Annotated in this window: 14 protein-coding genes; 7 read left to right on the plus strand and 7 right to left on the minus strand. The window is 42.0% G+C overall.

The window, feature by feature from the left end; all coding sequences use genetic code 11:
* Window positions 1–74 precede the first annotated feature (74 nt).
* The 4 genes from ACMHKH_RS10945 to ACMHKH_RS10960 all read right to left on the minus strand — a co-directional run bounded on the left by ACMHKH_RS10945 (window position 75) and on the right by ACMHKH_RS10960 (window position 4723).
* Window positions 75–839 (minus strand): SDR family oxidoreductase, encoded by a 765-nt coding sequence (locus ACMHKH_RS10945; RefSeq protein WP_413520676.1) that lies wholly within the window; start codon window positions 837–839, stop codon window positions 75–77.
* Window positions 840–1008: 169 nt separating this feature from the next.
* A complete protein-coding gene (locus ACMHKH_RS10950) occupies window positions 1009–1818 on the minus strand; it encodes an SDR family NAD(P)-dependent oxidoreductase (RefSeq protein ID WP_413520677.1) in 810 nt (269 codons plus the stop codon).
* A gap of 3 nt (window positions 1819–1821) precedes the next feature.
* Window positions 1822–2829 carry an NADP-dependent oxidoreductase gene (locus tag ACMHKH_RS10955; RefSeq protein WP_413520678.1) on the minus strand — a complete coding sequence of 336 codons (1008 nt, stop codon included), beginning with the start codon at window positions 2827–2829 and terminating at the stop codon, window positions 1822–1824.
* Between the two features lie 88 nt (window positions 2830–2917).
* A complete protein-coding gene (locus ACMHKH_RS10960; RefSeq protein WP_413520679.1) occupies window positions 2918–4723 on the minus strand; it encodes an acyl-CoA dehydrogenase in 1806 nt (601 codons plus the stop codon).
* A 240-nt stretch (window positions 4724–4963) separates the two neighbouring features.
* Here ACMHKH_RS10960 and ACMHKH_RS10965 point away from each other — a divergent pair, with 240 nt between their 5' ends.
* A complete protein-coding gene (locus tag ACMHKH_RS10965) occupies window positions 4964–5974 on the plus strand; it encodes a GlxA family transcriptional regulator (RefSeq protein ID WP_413520680.1) in 1011 nt (336 codons plus the stop codon).
* A 185-nt stretch (window positions 5975–6159) separates the two neighbouring features.
* Here ACMHKH_RS10965 and ACMHKH_RS10970 read toward each other — a convergent pair whose 3' ends face one another.
* On the minus strand, window positions 6160–7383 hold the full coding sequence (locus ACMHKH_RS10970) for an LD-carboxypeptidase (protein WP_413520681.1): 1224 nt from the start codon (window positions 7381–7383) through the stop codon (window positions 6160–6162).
* Between the two features lie 316 nt (window positions 7384–7699).
* On the opposite strand from ACMHKH_RS10970, the gene ACMHKH_RS10975 reads away from it, so the two are divergent.
* Entirely contained in the window at window positions 7700–8179 is a 480-nt protein-coding gene (locus ACMHKH_RS10975) for a YkvA family protein (RefSeq protein ID WP_413520682.1), read from the plus strand.
* A gap of 152 nt (window positions 8180–8331) precedes the next feature.
* On the opposite strand, the gene ACMHKH_RS10980 is transcribed toward ACMHKH_RS10975, so the two are convergent.
* Window positions 8332–8637, minus strand: coding sequence for a hypothetical protein (locus tag ACMHKH_RS10980; protein ID WP_413520683.1), 306 nt, complete (start codon window positions 8635–8637; stop codon window positions 8332–8334).
* Between the two features lie 67 nt (window positions 8638–8704).
* The gene (locus tag ACMHKH_RS10985; protein WP_413520684.1) at window positions 8705–9262 is read right to left on the minus strand and encodes a hypothetical protein; all 558 of its coding nucleotides are present in this window, start codon (window positions 9260–9262) and stop codon (window positions 8705–8707) included.
* Between the two features lie 328 nt (window positions 9263–9590).
* Here ACMHKH_RS10985 and dnaQ point away from each other — a divergent pair, with 328 nt between their 5' ends.
* The 5 genes from dnaQ to nth all read left to right on the plus strand — a co-directional run bounded on the left by dnaQ (window position 9591) and on the right by nth (window position 15791).
* Window positions 9591–11177, plus strand: coding sequence for a DNA polymerase III subunit epsilon (gene dnaQ, locus ACMHKH_RS10990; RefSeq protein ID WP_413520685.1), 1587 nt, complete (start codon window positions 9591–9593; stop codon window positions 11175–11177).
* A 139-nt stretch (window positions 11178–11316) separates the two neighbouring features.
* Window positions 11317–12999, plus strand: a complete 1683-nt coding sequence (locus ACMHKH_RS10995; RefSeq protein ID WP_413520686.1) for a hypothetical protein — start codon at window positions 11317–11319, stop codon at window positions 12997–12999.
* Window positions 13000–13078: 79 nt separating this feature from the next.
* The gene (gene nudC, locus ACMHKH_RS11000) at window positions 13079–14047 is read left to right on the plus strand and encodes an NAD(+) diphosphatase (protein ID WP_413520687.1); all 969 of its coding nucleotides are present in this window, start codon (window positions 13079–13081) and stop codon (window positions 14045–14047) included.
* A 129-nt stretch (window positions 14048–14176) separates the two neighbouring features.
* Window positions 14177–15019: an RnfABCDGE type electron transport complex subunit B gene (locus ACMHKH_RS11005; RefSeq protein WP_413520688.1), complete on the plus strand. Its 843-nt coding sequence runs from the start codon at window positions 14177–14179 to the stop codon at window positions 15017–15019.
* Window positions 15020–15095: 76 nt separating this feature from the next.
* On the plus strand, window positions 15096–15791 hold the full coding sequence (gene nth / locus ACMHKH_RS11010; RefSeq protein WP_413520704.1) for an endonuclease III: 696 nt from the start codon (window positions 15096–15098) through the stop codon (window positions 15789–15791).
* Window positions 15792–15856: the final 65 nt, after the last annotated feature.

Here is a 15856-nt window from a genome sequence, read left to right on the forward strand (position 1 = left end):
AACTAAATAAAAAACCGTATGCCATTTATAAGCATACGGTTTAAAAAAGCTATCTTTGAATGATGATAGATTAACTAAGCTAACATGCCACCATCAACAACAACCGTTGCGCCCGTGGTATAACTTGAAGCATCGGATACGAGATACAATACTGTACCAGCCATCTCATCTGGATTGGCCACACGCCCTAAAGGAATCGCATGTAGCGCCATTTTTAAGACTTTATCATTAGTCGTTAAAGCAGAGGCGAACTTAGTATCGGTCAGTCCTGGCAACAACGCATTGACGCGAATATTCAACGGACCACATTCTTTAGCAAAAGACTTGGTCATACTAATGACAGCGGCTTTGGTGATTGAGTAGATACCTTGCTTATCACCGGCGACCAAACCATTAACCGAAGCCGTATTTAAAATTACCCCACCGTCCTGCTCGCGCATCATTTTGCCCGCTGCTGTCGACATAAAGAAATAACCGCGAATATTAACTTCGACCGTTTTATCAAAAGCCGCTAAATCGGTATCTAAGATATGCCCATAATAAGGGTTTGCGGCGGCATTATTGACTAAAATATCAATTTGCCCAAATTCACTTTTGATATGATCAAAGATAGCGTCAATCTGCTCCATCTCGCCTACATGGCAAGCAAAGGCACTGGCTTTATAACCATCAGCGACAATGCTATCGGCAACCGCTTGGCAAGCATCAATCTTACGGCTAGACACAATCACATGCGCACCTCTTGATGCTAGCAAACGCGCAATAGATTCACCAATACCACGGCTAGCACCAGTCACTAACGCAATTTTTCCGGTTAAATCAAATAAATCTTTCATCATTATTCCTTATATTTTGAATTAGCTATTCAGTTTTTAATTTTTTATCGTAACTACTTAATAAATTATAGTCGAAAAACTGCAAATCCATTACAAGGCAGCCGAGCGTAGATAGTACGAATAGTACATCGAGCGAGGATAACACCGTAATGATTTAGCAGTTGTTTAACTATTAAGCCAACATACCGCCATCAAGGGTAAACGCATGACCATTCATAAAGCTGCTCTCATCACTCGCCAACCACGCAATCGCGCCCGACACTTCATCTACCGTCCCTAAACGGCGTAATGGACTGGCATTAATAGTGGCTTTTTGCGCGCGCTCGTCCATCTTCGCCATGGTATTTTGCACCATAGGTGTATCGATAAAGCTTGGGCAGACGGCATTAAAGCGAATATTGACGCGCGCATATTCATGAGCAGCAGACTTAGTCAGCCCCATGACACCGTGCTTAGCAGCGCTATAAGCTGATAGCAACGGCGCAGAACGCAGACCAGCGATGGAGGCAACATTAATCACATGACCACCGCCATTGGGAGCCATACAAGTAACAGCGGCACGCATACAATGCCAAACGCCCTTTAAGTTAACGGCGATATTCCGATCAAAATCTTCATCGCTTAGCTCATGCATCGGCGCAGGCTTATGATCAATACCGGCATTATTGACTACGACGTCAAGACCACCAAGCTCCGTAATCGCAAAGGCAAATAAGGCGCGTACTTCATCGCCACTTGTAACATCTACCTTTTTAAATGTGACACTATTGCCAGCATCTTGGGCTTGCTTAGCAATGGCTGCGCCCATCTCTTCTGCCATATCACCGATAACGACTTTCGCGCCGCGACTGGCTAGCAATAAAGCACTTGCTGCGCCAATACCAGACGCACCGCCGGTGATTAAAATCCGTTTACCTGCTACGTTTGAAGCTGGCATATTTGCCAGTTTACTTGACTCAATTCCATTTGTGTTCAGTGTCATGATTTATGCCTCTACCTTAAGTACCAGTTTGCCGAAGTTTTCACCTTTAAAGAGCATCATCAAGGTATCAGGAAACGTCTCAATACCTTCAACGATATGATTTTTTACTTTAATATCCCCTGATTGAATCCAGCCAGCAATGTCTTTCATCGCCGTCGGATATTCTTTAATATTATCAAAGACCACAATGCCTTCCATCCGTGCACGATTGACCAACAGTGACAGATAATTTGATGGCCCTTTTACTTCTGTGGTGTTGTTATATTGGCTAATAGCGCCACAAATCACAATGCGCGCGTGCAGGTTAATTTGCGTCAATACGTCATTTAAAATATCCCCACCAACGTTGTCAAAATAGATATCAACGCCTTTTGGACAGGTTTCTTTTAACGCTTTTTTTACATTCTCATTTTTGTAGTCGATTGCTGCATCAAAGCCCAACTCATCGACTAGGAATTTACATTTCTCAGCACCGCCTGCGATACCAACGACGCGGCTGCCTTTGATTTTGGCAATCTGACCAACTAAGCCACCAACCGCACCGGCAGCGCCAGAAACGACGACGGTATCGCCTGCTTTTGGTTGACCCGTTTTTAATAAGCCAAAGTAGCCCGTCATACCAGGCATACCGAGCACGCCTAAATAATAAGACAACGGCGCAAGGCTTGGATCGACTTTATGTAGTCCAGTGCCATCACTGACTGCATAAGACTGGACGCCATTGTGACCTGCGACATAATCACCGACTACAAACTTCTCATGCTTACTTTCAATCACTTTACCCACAGTACCAGCGCGCATGACTTCACCAATCTGTACTGGCGGTATATAAGATTTGGCATCGTTTAGCCAACCACGCATCGCTGGATCCATCGAAATATACTCAATTTTTATCAGTAGCTCACCGTCTGTGATGCTCGGTAGTTCTGATTCGGTATAGTCCCAAGTATCAGCGCTCGGCTCGCCAATTGGTCTTGCTTTTAAACGCCATTGCTTATTCATTGTTGTCATTATTTATTCCTTTAAATTTTTTATATGTAGTGAGTTTTATTAACTTCAGCTTTATAAATCAGCAATATCAAATCCAGTTTAAAACCGTTTAAAACCACTCTGCTTTCATATCGGTACATACCGCATTGTCATTATTTAACAGTTCGATATCGCGATTGATTAATGGCAATTCCCAATCAATAAAGTATTTTGCCGCTTGTATTTTGCCGTAATAGAAGTTTTGTTTTTCGACGTCGGTTGTATCATTTAATAATTGCTCAGCTTTACTAGCTTGGCGAATCCAAATCCAACTCACTACGATTGAAGCAAAAATATTCATCAATGCCTGCGCATTACCGGTCAGCGTGATTGCTTTCTCAGTTTGTAAAACTTTGCTTAAATGCACCAATACTTCATGTAAATGACCCATATAAGGCATCAACTTATCAGCAAGTTTTGCACTCTCTGGCGTGGTAATATTTTCTAAATCCTGCGTGATTTCACGCTTTAGAATTTGGATACCAAGCCCTTTGTTTTGCCATAACTTACGGAATGACAAATCTAAGGCTTGTACGCCATTTGTGCCTTCATGGATAGGATTAAGACGATTGTCGCGCCAAAATTGCTCGGCTTGATATTCACGCGTATAGCCTGCACCGCCCAATACTTGGATACCCAAATCATTGGCTTTAGGACCATATTCAGACGGCCATGCTTTTAAAACAGGTGTTAGTAGGTCTAGCAACTCTGATAATTCATTTTTTAGTGTTTCATCTTCACAAGTATTGATACGGTCAATCAGGTTTGAGCCGTATAAACACAGTGAAATGCCGCCCTCGCTATAGGCTTTTTGCGCAAGGAGCATACGCTTTACATCGCCATGCTGAATGATTGCCGTTGCTGCATTTTCAGGTTTATTGTTAGGTGCGATTCTACCTTGCGTGCGGTCCTTGGCATAATCGAGCGAATATTGATAACCGCGATACCCAATCATCGCTGCACCAAAACCAACGGCGATACGCGCTTCATTCATCATTTTAAACATGTAGCGTAAGCCGAAATGTTCTTCACCGATAAGATAGCCGTAACATTCACCCTTATCGCCAAAGCTCAGTGCTGTAGAAGTCGCACCTCTATAACCAAGCTTATGAATAAGTCCGGTTAAATGCACATCATTACGCTCGCCAACCGATAAATCCTCATTTAGGCGATACTTTGGTACGGCAAATAAAGAGATACCTTTGACGCCACCAGGACCGCCCGGCACTTTGGCTAGTACCAGATGCACGATATTGTCAGACAATTCGTGATCGCCTGCTGAGATATAAATTTTGCTGCCTTTTACGCGATAGCTGCCATCGGCTTGTTTGACCGCCGTGGTTTTTATATCAGCAAGTGATGAGCCAGCATGTGGTTCGGTTAAAGCCATCGTTCCGGTAAACTCGCCCGTTAGCATGCGTGGCATAAAGGCGTTTTTAATCTCATCACTGGCAAAATGTGAGATAACATTAATCGCCGCAGTAGTCAAAAAAGGATAAGCTGTCGTTGAAGGATTAGCCGCCATAAAATAGCCTGCCACCGCTGTCATAACCGTTTCGGGTAATTGCATGCCGCCATCGTCGAAACTATAACGACCCGCGATAAAGCCTGATTCGCGAAATGCATCAAAGGCGACTTTCACATCGTCTATCATGGTCACTTTTTTACCATCGAACTGCGGTTCGTTTTTATCCGCAATATGGTTATGCGGTAAGAATAACTGGGTAGCGATTTTATTGGCAGTGTCCAATACTGCATCAAATGTTTCGCGGCTGTGTTCTGCAAACTTAGGATGTTCGGTTAGTTTTTCTGTACCCAATACATCATAGAGTTGGAACGGTAGTTCAAAGTCGTTGATAAGCGTATCTGCTGCCATAGTCATTCCCTATTATGATGGTTATAAATAAGCGGTAATAAATAAGTGATGCATTAATATTAGTCTAATTTAACCCATTGCCGTATTGTCATTTATGACATAATTATGGTCAAATAAGACATAAAACTAGATACATACAATTAGAGATATAAAGAAGTTATTAGCCAAGAAACATGTAGTTTTAGACAGCAGTTATCAAAAAATAGCGATGAAAAAACAGATAAAGGAAAACAGAAATTTATGCCGTATTTCAAACCTTTTAAAGTGATTATTGTTGGTTTCGATGGTGTGCTCGGTAGCGTGCTTGCTGGTGCATTAGACCTATTTTCATTTACTGGCGTCAGCTGGCAGCGATTTTTGGGTGAAGCCGTAGAACCGAGATTTAATGTGCAGATAGCAAGCTTAGGTGGGACAAATATTAGATGTAGCAACCGCTTAATCGTGCAAGCGCATTGCGATATTCGCGAGGTGACAGAGTGCGATTTATTATTAATCCCAACGATTGGCAATTCTATCGATAAAGTATTGAGGCAAAATAGTGATTTAATACCGCATCTAAAGCGCTTGGCGAATACCAAAGCAGATATCGCTAGTAACTGTAGCGGCGCTTTCTTTTTGGCAAAGGCAGGTTTGCTCGATGGTAAAATAGCCACCACCCATTGGGGTTATGCAGGTAAATTTAAGGCAGACTTTCCACTGGTTGATTTACAAGAAAATCAGTTTGTCACTCAATCGAAAAGCCAGTCAGGCAATATATTTTGTGCGGCAGGAGGAAGCGCCTTTTACGACTTAGGATTGTTATTAATCGAGCGCTATTGCGGGCGTGAGATTTCTACCCAAGTGGCAAAAACTCAGATTATCGATAGCAAACGCGGTAATCAAAACAGCTATACTAATGTGACTTTGCATAAACCGCATGCCGACCAACTGGTTAAGCAAGTACAAGAGTTTATTGAAGAAAGTTTCAAACAGCCTATTCAAGTGAGCAGCTTGGCTGCCAGGGTTAATATCACGCCGCGTACGTTAAACAGACGCTTTCAGTCCGCTGTTGCTATGCGTCCAATTGAGTATATTCAAGCGGTACGCATTGAACAGGCGAAACGTTTATTGGAGTTGGGCAATGTAACGATAAAATCGCTAGCGGAGCAAGTCGGCTACGATGATATCTCATCATTTACGCGTTTGTTTAAACGCGCCACTGAGCTGACTCCGAAAGAGTATCAGGATAAATTTTCGCGTTTAGCAATTTAGTAATAATAGCCTTTGGTTTTCAGTGGATATATTTTAAAAATGATACCGTGTTGCTGGGATGAATTTTTCGAAGCCTCTGTAGTACTTTCTACACAGCAAGCGAAGAAAATTCATACCAGCAGAACGCTTTTATAAGCATGTATATTTTATTTCAAGCTGACTATATTATTCGGATTTTTCATTAATTAATTAGACTGCCATAACCCTTCTACATAGATAGCATCAGGCTTAATCGTTGGATAATCGCTAAATGCCAATTGATAGCCACCGATTGTATTTGGGCTAAGCTGACACGTTACGCCTAGTGGAAAGCTGTGTTTTTTTCCAATATGCCCAAAACTCATGCCACTATAAATCGGCAATCCTGTCAGCTCATGTAATTGACGAATCACAGTAGCGACGTCATAACGCTTATCATAGCTATCTTCACCCGTACTCGATAAGGCACCAAACACAATCGCTTGCTGACCCTTAAACACGCCTGCCAGATACAAATCATATAGCATGCGCTCGATACGATAAGCTTGCTCGCCCACATCTTCTAAGAACACAATACCATCAGTAATCCGTGGTAAATATTCACTACCTGCCAGCGCTGATACTACACTTAGATTACCACCCCAAATAGTACCCGTTAAGGTTTTTGGCTCATTATTTGACAGAATACTGGGTAAATTAGGACTGGTTAAAGACGCATCTCGTATAGTGATTGTTAGATCAAGATTACTCAGCGCTTCAGCAAATTGTTGGCAAGTCACTTGATCTGGTTTGATTTTACCAAACTCGCTATAGAGCATCGGCGCGGCAAGCGAGCTCATGCCTCCTTTTGCCAGTAGCGCGCACTGGATAGCAGTCACATCACTAAAGCCTGCGAGTATCGTGCCCCGCTCCTTCATGATACGACCCAGCGTCGACCAATCAATCATTGGCAATAAACGCATCGCGCCATAGCCACCACGTACGCCAAGCAATAACTTGGGTGCCGCGATAGCGCCAGTAGCAATGTTTTGCAAATCACTCGCCCGCTGTGAATCCGTACCCGCAAAGCGTAAATACTGTCGAGTGGTAATCGTAGGATTATCCACCTTAAAGCCCGCACAAGCCAAACGATCTAATGCCAATTGATTGCGCTCATTACTGCCACCGACATTGGAGCTGGCAAAAAGCCGCGTCTCAATACTAGGTGTAATACAGCTCGTTTGTGCTTGCAATATTTGAGATGACGGGCTTTGTTGTATCAAGGTAGATGGTAAGTCGTCTTTAGTAAGTGACGTACTATTATCATGTTCAATCGTACTAGTGGCCAGCGCCTGAGTGATACTTTGGGTCACTAATAACCCTGCCCCTGTGCCGATACCTACTTGACGTAAAAACTGGCGACGGTTCAGCCCCGAGAATATCTTGCTCATGATTCTACCTTTTGTACTATTCAGTTGATGCTTATTTAACAAGGCTATTTATTTAGTAATGAAAGTTTAAACAAGTGATATATCGTTCTATATACCCTGAGCATCTATTTTTATAACGTCATATGATAGCGTATATGAAGAGAAGAACATCGCTATAGAAGGATTTAAATCAGCTCAATTCGTCATTCTTATCGTCAACAAAATCATACAGAATCATCCATCATATGATTTGGACGTAGTGTCTACTCTTGTTATAGTAAAGGACGATTAATAGTAGCAAACAATAAAAACCTAATAATATAGAAGGAATACAAATATGGCTGCCAAAGAAAAAGATGAAAAAAGCCTGATAGATAGTATTAAGCTCATTTTGGGTAAAGAAGATAAAATAAAGCAACAACTCGAAAACGATCGTGGACTTGAGCGTTATACTAACGATTTACTACTGCTCATGAGTTTGGTAAAAGACTATTATCAAGGCAACTATCGTAATATCCCCTATAAAACTATTTCAGCAGGCGTGGTCGGTTTGCTATACCTCATAAACCCCATTGATATTATTCCGGACTTCATACCCTTTATCGGTCAAATCGATGATGCCTTAGTGCTAAAGTTTTGCCTTAAGCTCATGGAAAAGGATTTAGTGAAATACAAAAACTGGAAAAATGAGCAGACAGCTTCTAAAGAGACGTTGCTTAAAGAAACATTGTCTAAAGATGCAGCCTCAAAGAGCAGCACTAAAAAACTCGAAGATAAAAGTAAAGACACGAAAGATAAAGAAGAGTCTAAGAAGTAATTATAACTGGCTATCAATTGCTATTAAGCCATATATCTAGCGTAGGTTCCTATAGCATATAATATAAAGACACAGTCAGTGGAATATTTATTGACCGTGTCTTTATATTAAGCTGACTGTCTTTTTATCTATTTTATTTGCTCAAAAACTTACTAATCTGGAACCTTATAGTTAGCCTTTTCTGGATTCAAACCAAACGAATAAACAAAAGTAGCAACCAAACTGTTGACGATAATAAAGGGTAAGTCAATACTGGCATGTCCTAGCGCGTATCTACCAATTAACCAAGAAACAATTAGCATAATAATAAAGAATCCGCCTAAATACGCCAATATAGCCGGATGTTTAAGAGTATAAGGTTGTTCAGGTTTAGGCTGTTTGTCGAGCACATAGGTTCTGATTGCCCAACCGGCGGCATAAGAAAAACCACCCAACACCACATAACTAAAAAAATTCATATTGTTAGGCTCTACTAATTGACTTATAACAAAGAATGTTTATTTAATATTTATTTTTAAGTATCATTTAAATACTTTCATTGACATTATCAATGATAATATTGGCATGAGGATTGGCTAAAATATCAGTATTCACCTCATCACACTCTACCCGGTAAATAGTGTTTGCACCCTTATAGATATAAGACAAGTACTCACTATCAAGCAGTGGATCGATATTGGCATAGACAGGCTTCACATGCGCCAGCACCAATACTCTATCAGGGCGCCCAATGACTGCATCGACATTGTCAGGATCGATAGAGAAAAACGTGGGTATGTCACTATTTTCAATCACCTCTAACGGCTCAGCATCATCCCAAACACGTTTGGCACTTGCAGGCTCTTTCATTTGCATGACCCATGCATCATCTTGTTGACTGACTTTTATCTGCGCCGGCTCATCATGACTGACGGTATAGCAGCCTTCAAATACGGATAAATCTGCTACAGTCTCAACCTTTTTGGTATTGGTTTGAGTATTGCTATCATTACAAGCACTCAAAAACAGTGCACTACTTGCCGTTATAGCGACCATTAAAGGCGGCAATTTTTTATAAAGAATATTTGAATATACGGACATCATAGGGTTATCCTGCATTCGAGTGCATTAAGCATTCACAAGTTGATTATTTATAAATAGGCACTGTTGAGTGAGTAAACGAATAAAGATTATTAACTATATAATTCGCTATATAAATAGACGCTTTATCGCAGCTTAGCTTATTTTAACAGAAAACCGCCACGTTACTATTATGATATGTGCTTTTACGATTTTGTGCATAGCAACTGCCCATAGCTGGGATAGATTTGCTATACTCAAACCTTAATTTGGTAATGCTATTCCTTATCAAAGTAACGCTACCAAAACCGTCTTGCTTCATGTTTATTATTTACTAGGTTAATCAGCTTTTATGTCAGACAATCACAACGTTATACCATCATTTAACAGCCATAACGCCGCCAATCCACTAGCAGCCAAGGCGAATACAACGGTTGCTTACACTGATGGCGCGTGTAAAGGTAATCCTGGTGCTGGCGGCTGGGGTGCACATCTGATATTTAGCGATGGTCGAACGCAAGATTTGTACGGCGGTGATAAAGAGACGACCAATAATCGCATGGAGCTGATGGGCGCGATACAAGCATTGACCCATAGTCCACATGAGTACAATCTCGAGATTTGGACCGACTCAAGCTACGTCAAAAAAGGCATCACTGAATGGATTGAAGGTTGGAAAAAGCGCGGTTGGAAAACAGCGAGTAAAAAACCAGTCGCTAACCAAGACCTGTGGCAACAATTAGATGCACTTTGTCAGCGACGCGATGTTGATTGGCACTGGGTCAAAGGACATGCTGGACATGCTGGTAATGAAAAAGCGGATGAGCTAGCAAATTTAGGCGTGACATCAAAAAGTGAAGATTTATCGATAGTAGATAAACAGGATACCGCTAAAAAAAAAGAGCAAATAGCGTCTGATAAAAAACCATCTTCGAGCGATGATTGGTTAAATTTCGATCCGTTAGGTTTCGATATGATGGACGACGAGCTCGAAAATGAAATTGACCAATCATCTGTTGACGACTCGTTTGACGATAATACTTATCACCCTACCTCTGCTACAGATATGCCGGAAGTCCAGACCGTTATGACTGATAATACGATGAATACGAATATAGCTCAAATAGATGCCGATATCGCCACTAACACGATAACGGCAGCCCCTGCTGAAACGCCAAAATTCGATGGCGATACCAGCCGTGCCAACCCATATTTTGTACCGCTGCTACCTAAGCCCATCAATCGTCATGAAACTGATCGTCAGCTTATTATGGATACGGAGACCACCGGTCTTGATCCACTAAAAGGCGATCGGATTATTGAAGTCGGTATTGTAGAGATGATTGGACGTAAGTTCACCGGTGAAAAGCTCCATGTCTATATCAATCCACAGCGCGGTATGGATGAAGTTGTCATTCGCATTCATGGTATCTCTGAAGCATTTCTAACAGATAAGCCAACTTTTGATCAAGTTGCTCAAGCACTCTATGACTTTATGGATGGTGCCGAAGTCATCGCTCACAACGCCACGTTTGATATGAACTTCTTAAATATGGAGTTTGCCAAGGTTGGCATGCATGACTTTGCTCAGCGGGTACGAGTGACTGACTCGCTGGTCATGGCAAAGCAGCAATATCCTGGACAAAAAAATACATTAGACGCCCTCGTACGTCGTTTAGATGTGGGCAAGCAAGACCGTACATTCCATGGGGCACTACTAGATTCAGAGATTCTAGCAGAAGTATATCTCGCAATGACGGGCGGACAGGTAACGCTTGGTATTGAGGATGACACGCAAGCAGATGGCGGACTTACTGCCCATGCAAATTTTGCTAATTTAGCTAATTTATTACTAGCGTCTAGCAGTGATGAGAGCGCCAACCACAGCTGGTATACTGCGCTATTTGAAGAATACCCTGAGCTAAAAACCAAAATGTAACAGTCATTAAAATTGCTTCTTATATAGTAGCTTAAAGAATATAGCCTTGATTATTATAACGATAAGCATTAAAACCTTAGCTATATATTTATTATTTAAATAATTGCTATTTTCGTCAGTATCTTATGGAAAAATAACTATGAATAAATCCAACCAGATGAAATTAACCGCGCCAACGCTTAGTGTTACTGACTTTAATTTACCGTCGCTGCATTTATTGCATGATGAGATAAAGGTTATACTCAAAGATACTGAGATTCATTTGGGCGAATTTACTGACGACAATAGCCAAGCACCTTTATTGTTAGATTCTATTATTGTGCTGAAACAGCTGACTTGTATTTTTCAGCTGATATCTTCGATCGGTGCAGAGACGCTGAATACCGCAATCGTACAAGGGCTGCAGCAGCTTTATGACAGTGGCGACAATACCAATGTCGAGCTGATTATGGATTTGTCTGAAGCTATTATGACGCTTGATCGTTATATTGAATTTGTGCTGCTGACTGAATCGGTAGAGCCTACTTTATTACTACCTATTATCAATAAGCTCAATGCTCATAGCCAAATAGCGCCGATTGCTGATGGTTATTTTTCTACCTTTGGCAATAGTAGTGTCATTATTGCCAATCCTGAAAAGAATTTTCAGCCGCTACATGAGCTCAATCTTGATAGTGAATTACTGACCTATGCTTATCGTAGTGGTCTTGGCGTCGCTTTGATCAATAAAGGCGGTAACATTAGCCAAGATGATAAGCAAAAACTGGCTGCAATGTCAGCTGCTTGTGCCTTGATAGCAGCAAATACTAGCAGTCTGTTTTGGCAAGCGGCGTCAGCTGCGGTTACGGATATTGCAAATATTTTGCCGCTTAATTTTAGTCAAAAACATACCCTTATTTATGTTGAGCAACAGTTCCAAAGCTACTTGCCTATTATGGACTCGCGATTTGCTGATTTGGTCAGCTTTGCAGGACATCGTGATACCGAAGCGGCAAAAACGCTGCGTGAGCAATATGCAGCCAATCAATTAGAAGACCCGCAGCGTCAGCAAATGGCTCGCTTCTTATTCGGTCCTAACCGTGAGCTGACGGATACGTTAAATACTATTATCCAAACGCAAATCAATAACATCAAAGAAAATGTCGATAGCTACGCGCGCGGTGATTCAATCAATCCAGTCGATATGCAGACCTCGCAAATCGTTGAAGAGCTGACTATCTTAAGCTCCTCCTTACATCTACTTGGTCTATCTAACGCTGCCAATAGCCTGACTGCAGCAGCAGAGGCCGTCAGTAAATGGCGCGCGCCTGCTCCTGAGGATTTTGATCATTTATTGTTGGCACTCATGCATGCAGAAAATGCGACCATCGCAATGGCCGAGATGCATACACCGGGCGCTATTTATCTACCATTAAACAATCCGCGTATCTCACTGCATCAGCTGAATACCGCTTATGATACCTTGATAGAGGAAAGTCGTACGGCGATTGCCAGTGCTGAACAAGCCATTAATGACTACCTTGCTGAGCCTGAGCGTGATATTCTTAATATTCAGAATATTCCTGAAATGCTGCGTCAAGTATCTGGTGCGGTGCGCTTCTTACAATTGCCAACGCCTGCCAGTATGCTTAGCCAATTAGCAGGTTATTTGCAGCAGCGTATCAATAGTGGCAGCCGTATCGATGATGGCACCTTAGCTTATATCGCTGATGTTATGATGGCAGTCGATCATCATCTTGATGGTTTTGAGAACAATCGTCCTGTTAGCAAGCAAGCTCTAGATGTTGGTCAACACAGTTTAAGCCAACTACTTGCTGCTTAACGTTTCACTTAAATCTTTATACATAAAGGCTCATATCAAGGTGGTATGAGCCTGCTTCTGACTGTTTGGAATCTGCCTTATGAGTTTGGCCTTTGTTCTTTATAATGAAACCGTCTTATGCCGTCAAACACTTAATGGCTGGTTGCCTTTACAGGTTCAACTGCCAAAGTCAGATGCAAATAGCGAGCAGGCTTATCAAATTGGTCGAGTTGCGTTATTTGACAGCTTAGCACCAGATAGCTGGCTGCTTGATGATGATATAAAAAAAGCGAATAACGCTAATAGCATCACTGCGCACGCAAGCTGCGCCATCACTCATGAATATGCTATAGCAAATAGTGTTGTTTTACCTGATATTTTAGACAGTAGCGGTATGAGTAATAGTGATTCCGAGCGGAATAATACTAATACCAATGCCACTACATTTGTGCCATATAGACAGCTTATCACGCAACTGCCATCTGCACTATCTTCGCAACTTAGTCAAGCCATACAGCTATTGCGTTGGCAAGCGGACACACGGTTCTGTAGTCGCTGCGCAGCGACTACCATACCTGCTAAATTGGCTGAGCGCGCTATGGTTTGTCCAGTTTGCCGCTTGCGTCAATATCCGCGTGTACAGCCCTGTGTTATTACTGCCATCACTAGACCAAACCCACAAACTGGTGAAACACAAATTTTACTCGCGCATCATCATCGTTATGGGCAGCAAACAACTTCTCAACAAGCGCTACAATATGGCCTAATTGCAGGTTTTATAGAAGTCGGTGAAAGTCTAGAGCATGCGGTGGTACGCGAAGTCGCAGAAGAAGTAGGTATTAGCTTATCAAATATTCGCTATGTCAGCAGTCAACCATGGCCATTTCCCTCTAATTTGATGCTTGGTTTTCGAGCAGCGTATGCCGGTGGTGACATCGTCATACAAGAAGATGAGCTGTCACACGCCGATTTTTTTGATCTATCAAAGCTGCCAAAAATACCATTTAAAGGTAGTATTGCTTATGAGTTGATTGAGCAAATTGCCAATGAACAAGGCGTAACGCTTTAATCTTTAATATCGATGCAGCATTCAGCTGACAGTTATTAGTTTTCAGCATTTATCTATATCGCCATTATCTTATTTATTCTACTATCAGCGCTTAAAGCATTTAGCACTGGTATGAAGGTTTAACAGCACATGCAAAGCACCGTTAGTAAAAGCAGCAGTCATATCCGTCTAACCAATCTGCCAATCTTGTTCGATTCGCTGAATATAGAAATTTTGCCTGCTGATATTAAGGAACAGATTGCACGTATTGACGCCAGCTTACCGCAAACACAATGCGGTCTGTGCGACCATGCCGATGGTTGCTTACCGTATGCGGTCGCTATCGTGATGGAGGGTGAGCCACATAATAAATGTGTGCCGGGTGGTCAGCCAGTGACGGATACTATCGCCCAGATTATCAATACTGATATGCCCACACTAAACGCTGAGCCGTCAAAATGGTCGCTAGATGCTACTTCTCAGCGTCCTGTTGAAGTGCGCGCCGTCATTCGTGAAGATGACTGCATTGGCTGTACCAAATGCATCCCTGCTTGCCCCGTTGATGCCATCGTTGGTACTGGCAAGCACATGCATACTATCTTCACCGATTTATGCACAGGTTGTGAGTTATGTATCGCGCCCTGCCCTGTTGACTGCATCGATTTGGTTACGATTGAGCGCACGCTTTCGACAACTGAGCGTACACTTGAGCAAGATGACTTGCGCCATCGTTATCATACCCATTTAACACGCGTCAGTGAGCAGCTTGCTGATAGCAGCAATAGTAAACCTGTGGTCAGTATGGTGGAGGCGAAGTTAAATAATGCTGCCAGTCAGTCGTTAAATATTAGCGAAGTGCAAGCAAAAAACACCATTGCCGCCGCTAAGCTACGCAGTAAAATAAAAAAAATAGAAAAGCAGATTAGTGTGCGACCAAGTGAAGACAAACTAGCAGAGCTTACAGCACTACAGACAGAGCTTTTAAAGCTTTAACAACCAATAATATAATAATGAATAATGAATAATGAATAATGAATAATGAATAATGAATAATAATAGTGAAAACACTATGAGTAAAACCGTCAAACATAAAACGGCTGATACCCCACCATCGAGACGTATGCCCAATCGTGACGTACGTACGTTTTTTGAAAAATTAGCGGCAACAATTGATGAGCCGGTTACTGAGCTTAACTATGGCAGCAATTTTGAGCTGCTTATCGCAGTAATTCTATCGGCACAAGCAACCGATGTCAGCGTCAATATTGCTACCAATCAACTCTATCCGGTGGCGAATACGCCTGAAGCGATACTTGCTTTAGGCGAAGAAGGCTTGAAAGGCTATATTAAGAATATCGGCTTATTTAACGCCAAAGCTAAAAACGTTATCAAAACCTGCCGTGACTTAATCGATAAATTTAACAGTACTGTTCCTGATAACCGTCAAGATTTAGAATCACTTGCCGGTGTCGGACGCAAGACTGCAAACGTAGTGTTAAATACCGCCTTTGGTCAGCCAACCATGGCAGTCGACACCCATATTTTTCGCGTTGGTAATCGAACTGGGCTGGCGACGGGCAAAAACGTCTTAATCGTTGAGCACAAACTGGTCGAGCGTATTCCAGATGACTTTATATTGGATGCGCATCATTATCTGATTTTGCATGGGCGTTATACGTGTCAAGCGCGCACTCCTAAATGCGGTGCGTGCCCAGTTTATGAAGAGTGTATGTTTAAGGATAAAGCGGAGTTTTTAGAGTTGTGATTTATACAATACTAATCATGACGATATCATGGCAACGCCCGTCAAGGGATAGCGTAACGCTAAAT

The organism is Psychrobacter glacincola (assembly GCF_965118485.1).
GTDB classification, from domain to species: domain Bacteria; phylum Pseudomonadota; class Gammaproteobacteria; order Pseudomonadales; family Moraxellaceae; genus Psychrobacter; species Psychrobacter glacincola_D.

Excerpts from the sequence above, each read along its gene's own strand:
- ACMHKH_RS10975 (WP_413520682.1), top strand. The coding sequence starts at position 7,700 with ATGGCTGCCAAAGAAAAAGATGAAAAAAGCCTGATAGATAGTATTAAG.
- ACMHKH_RS10985 (WP_413520684.1), bottom strand. The coding sequence starts at position 9,262 with ATGATGTCCGTATATTCAAATATTCTTTATAAAAAATTGCCGCCTTTA.
- ACMHKH_RS11005 (WP_413520688.1), top strand. The coding sequence starts at position 14,177 with ATGCAAAGCACCGTTAGTAAAAGCAGCAGTCATATCCGTCTAACCAAT.
- ACMHKH_RS10955 (WP_413520678.1), bottom strand. The coding sequence starts at position 2,829 with ATGACAACAATGAATAAGCAATGGCGTTTAAAAGCAAGACCAATTGGC.
- ACMHKH_RS10970 (WP_413520681.1), bottom strand. The coding sequence starts at position 7,383 with ATGAGCAAGATATTCTCGGGGCTGAACCGTCGCCAGTTTTTACGTCAA.
- dnaQ (WP_413520685.1), top strand. The coding sequence starts at position 9,591 with ATGTCAGACAATCACAACGTTATACCATCATTTAACAGCCATAACGCC.
- ACMHKH_RS10960 (WP_413520679.1), bottom strand. The coding sequence starts at position 4,723 with ATGGCAGCAGATACGCTTATCAACGACTTTGAACTACCGTTCCAACTC.
- ACMHKH_RS10950 (WP_413520677.1), bottom strand. The coding sequence starts at position 1,818 with ATGACACTGAACACAAATGGAATTGAGTCAAGTAAACTGGCAAATATG.
- nudC (WP_413520687.1), top strand. The coding sequence starts at position 13,079 with ATGAGTTTGGCCTTTGTTCTTTATAATGAAACCGTCTTATGCCGTCAA.
- ACMHKH_RS10945 (WP_413520676.1), bottom strand. The coding sequence starts at position 839 with ATGATGAAAGATTTATTTGATTTAACCGGAAAAATTGCGTTAGTGACT.
- ACMHKH_RS10980 (WP_413520683.1), bottom strand. The coding sequence starts at position 8,637 with ATGAATTTTTTTAGTTATGTGGTGTTGGGTGGTTTTTCTTATGCCGCC.
- ACMHKH_RS10965 (WP_413520680.1), top strand. The coding sequence starts at position 4,964 with ATGCCGTATTTCAAACCTTTTAAAGTGATTATTGTTGGTTTCGATGGT.
- ACMHKH_RS10995 (WP_413520686.1), top strand. The coding sequence starts at position 11,317 with ATGAATAAATCCAACCAGATGAAATTAACCGCGCCAACGCTTAGTGTT.
- nth (WP_413520704.1), top strand. The coding sequence starts at position 15,096 with ATGAGTAAAACCGTCAAACATAAAACGGCTGATACCCCACCATCGAGA.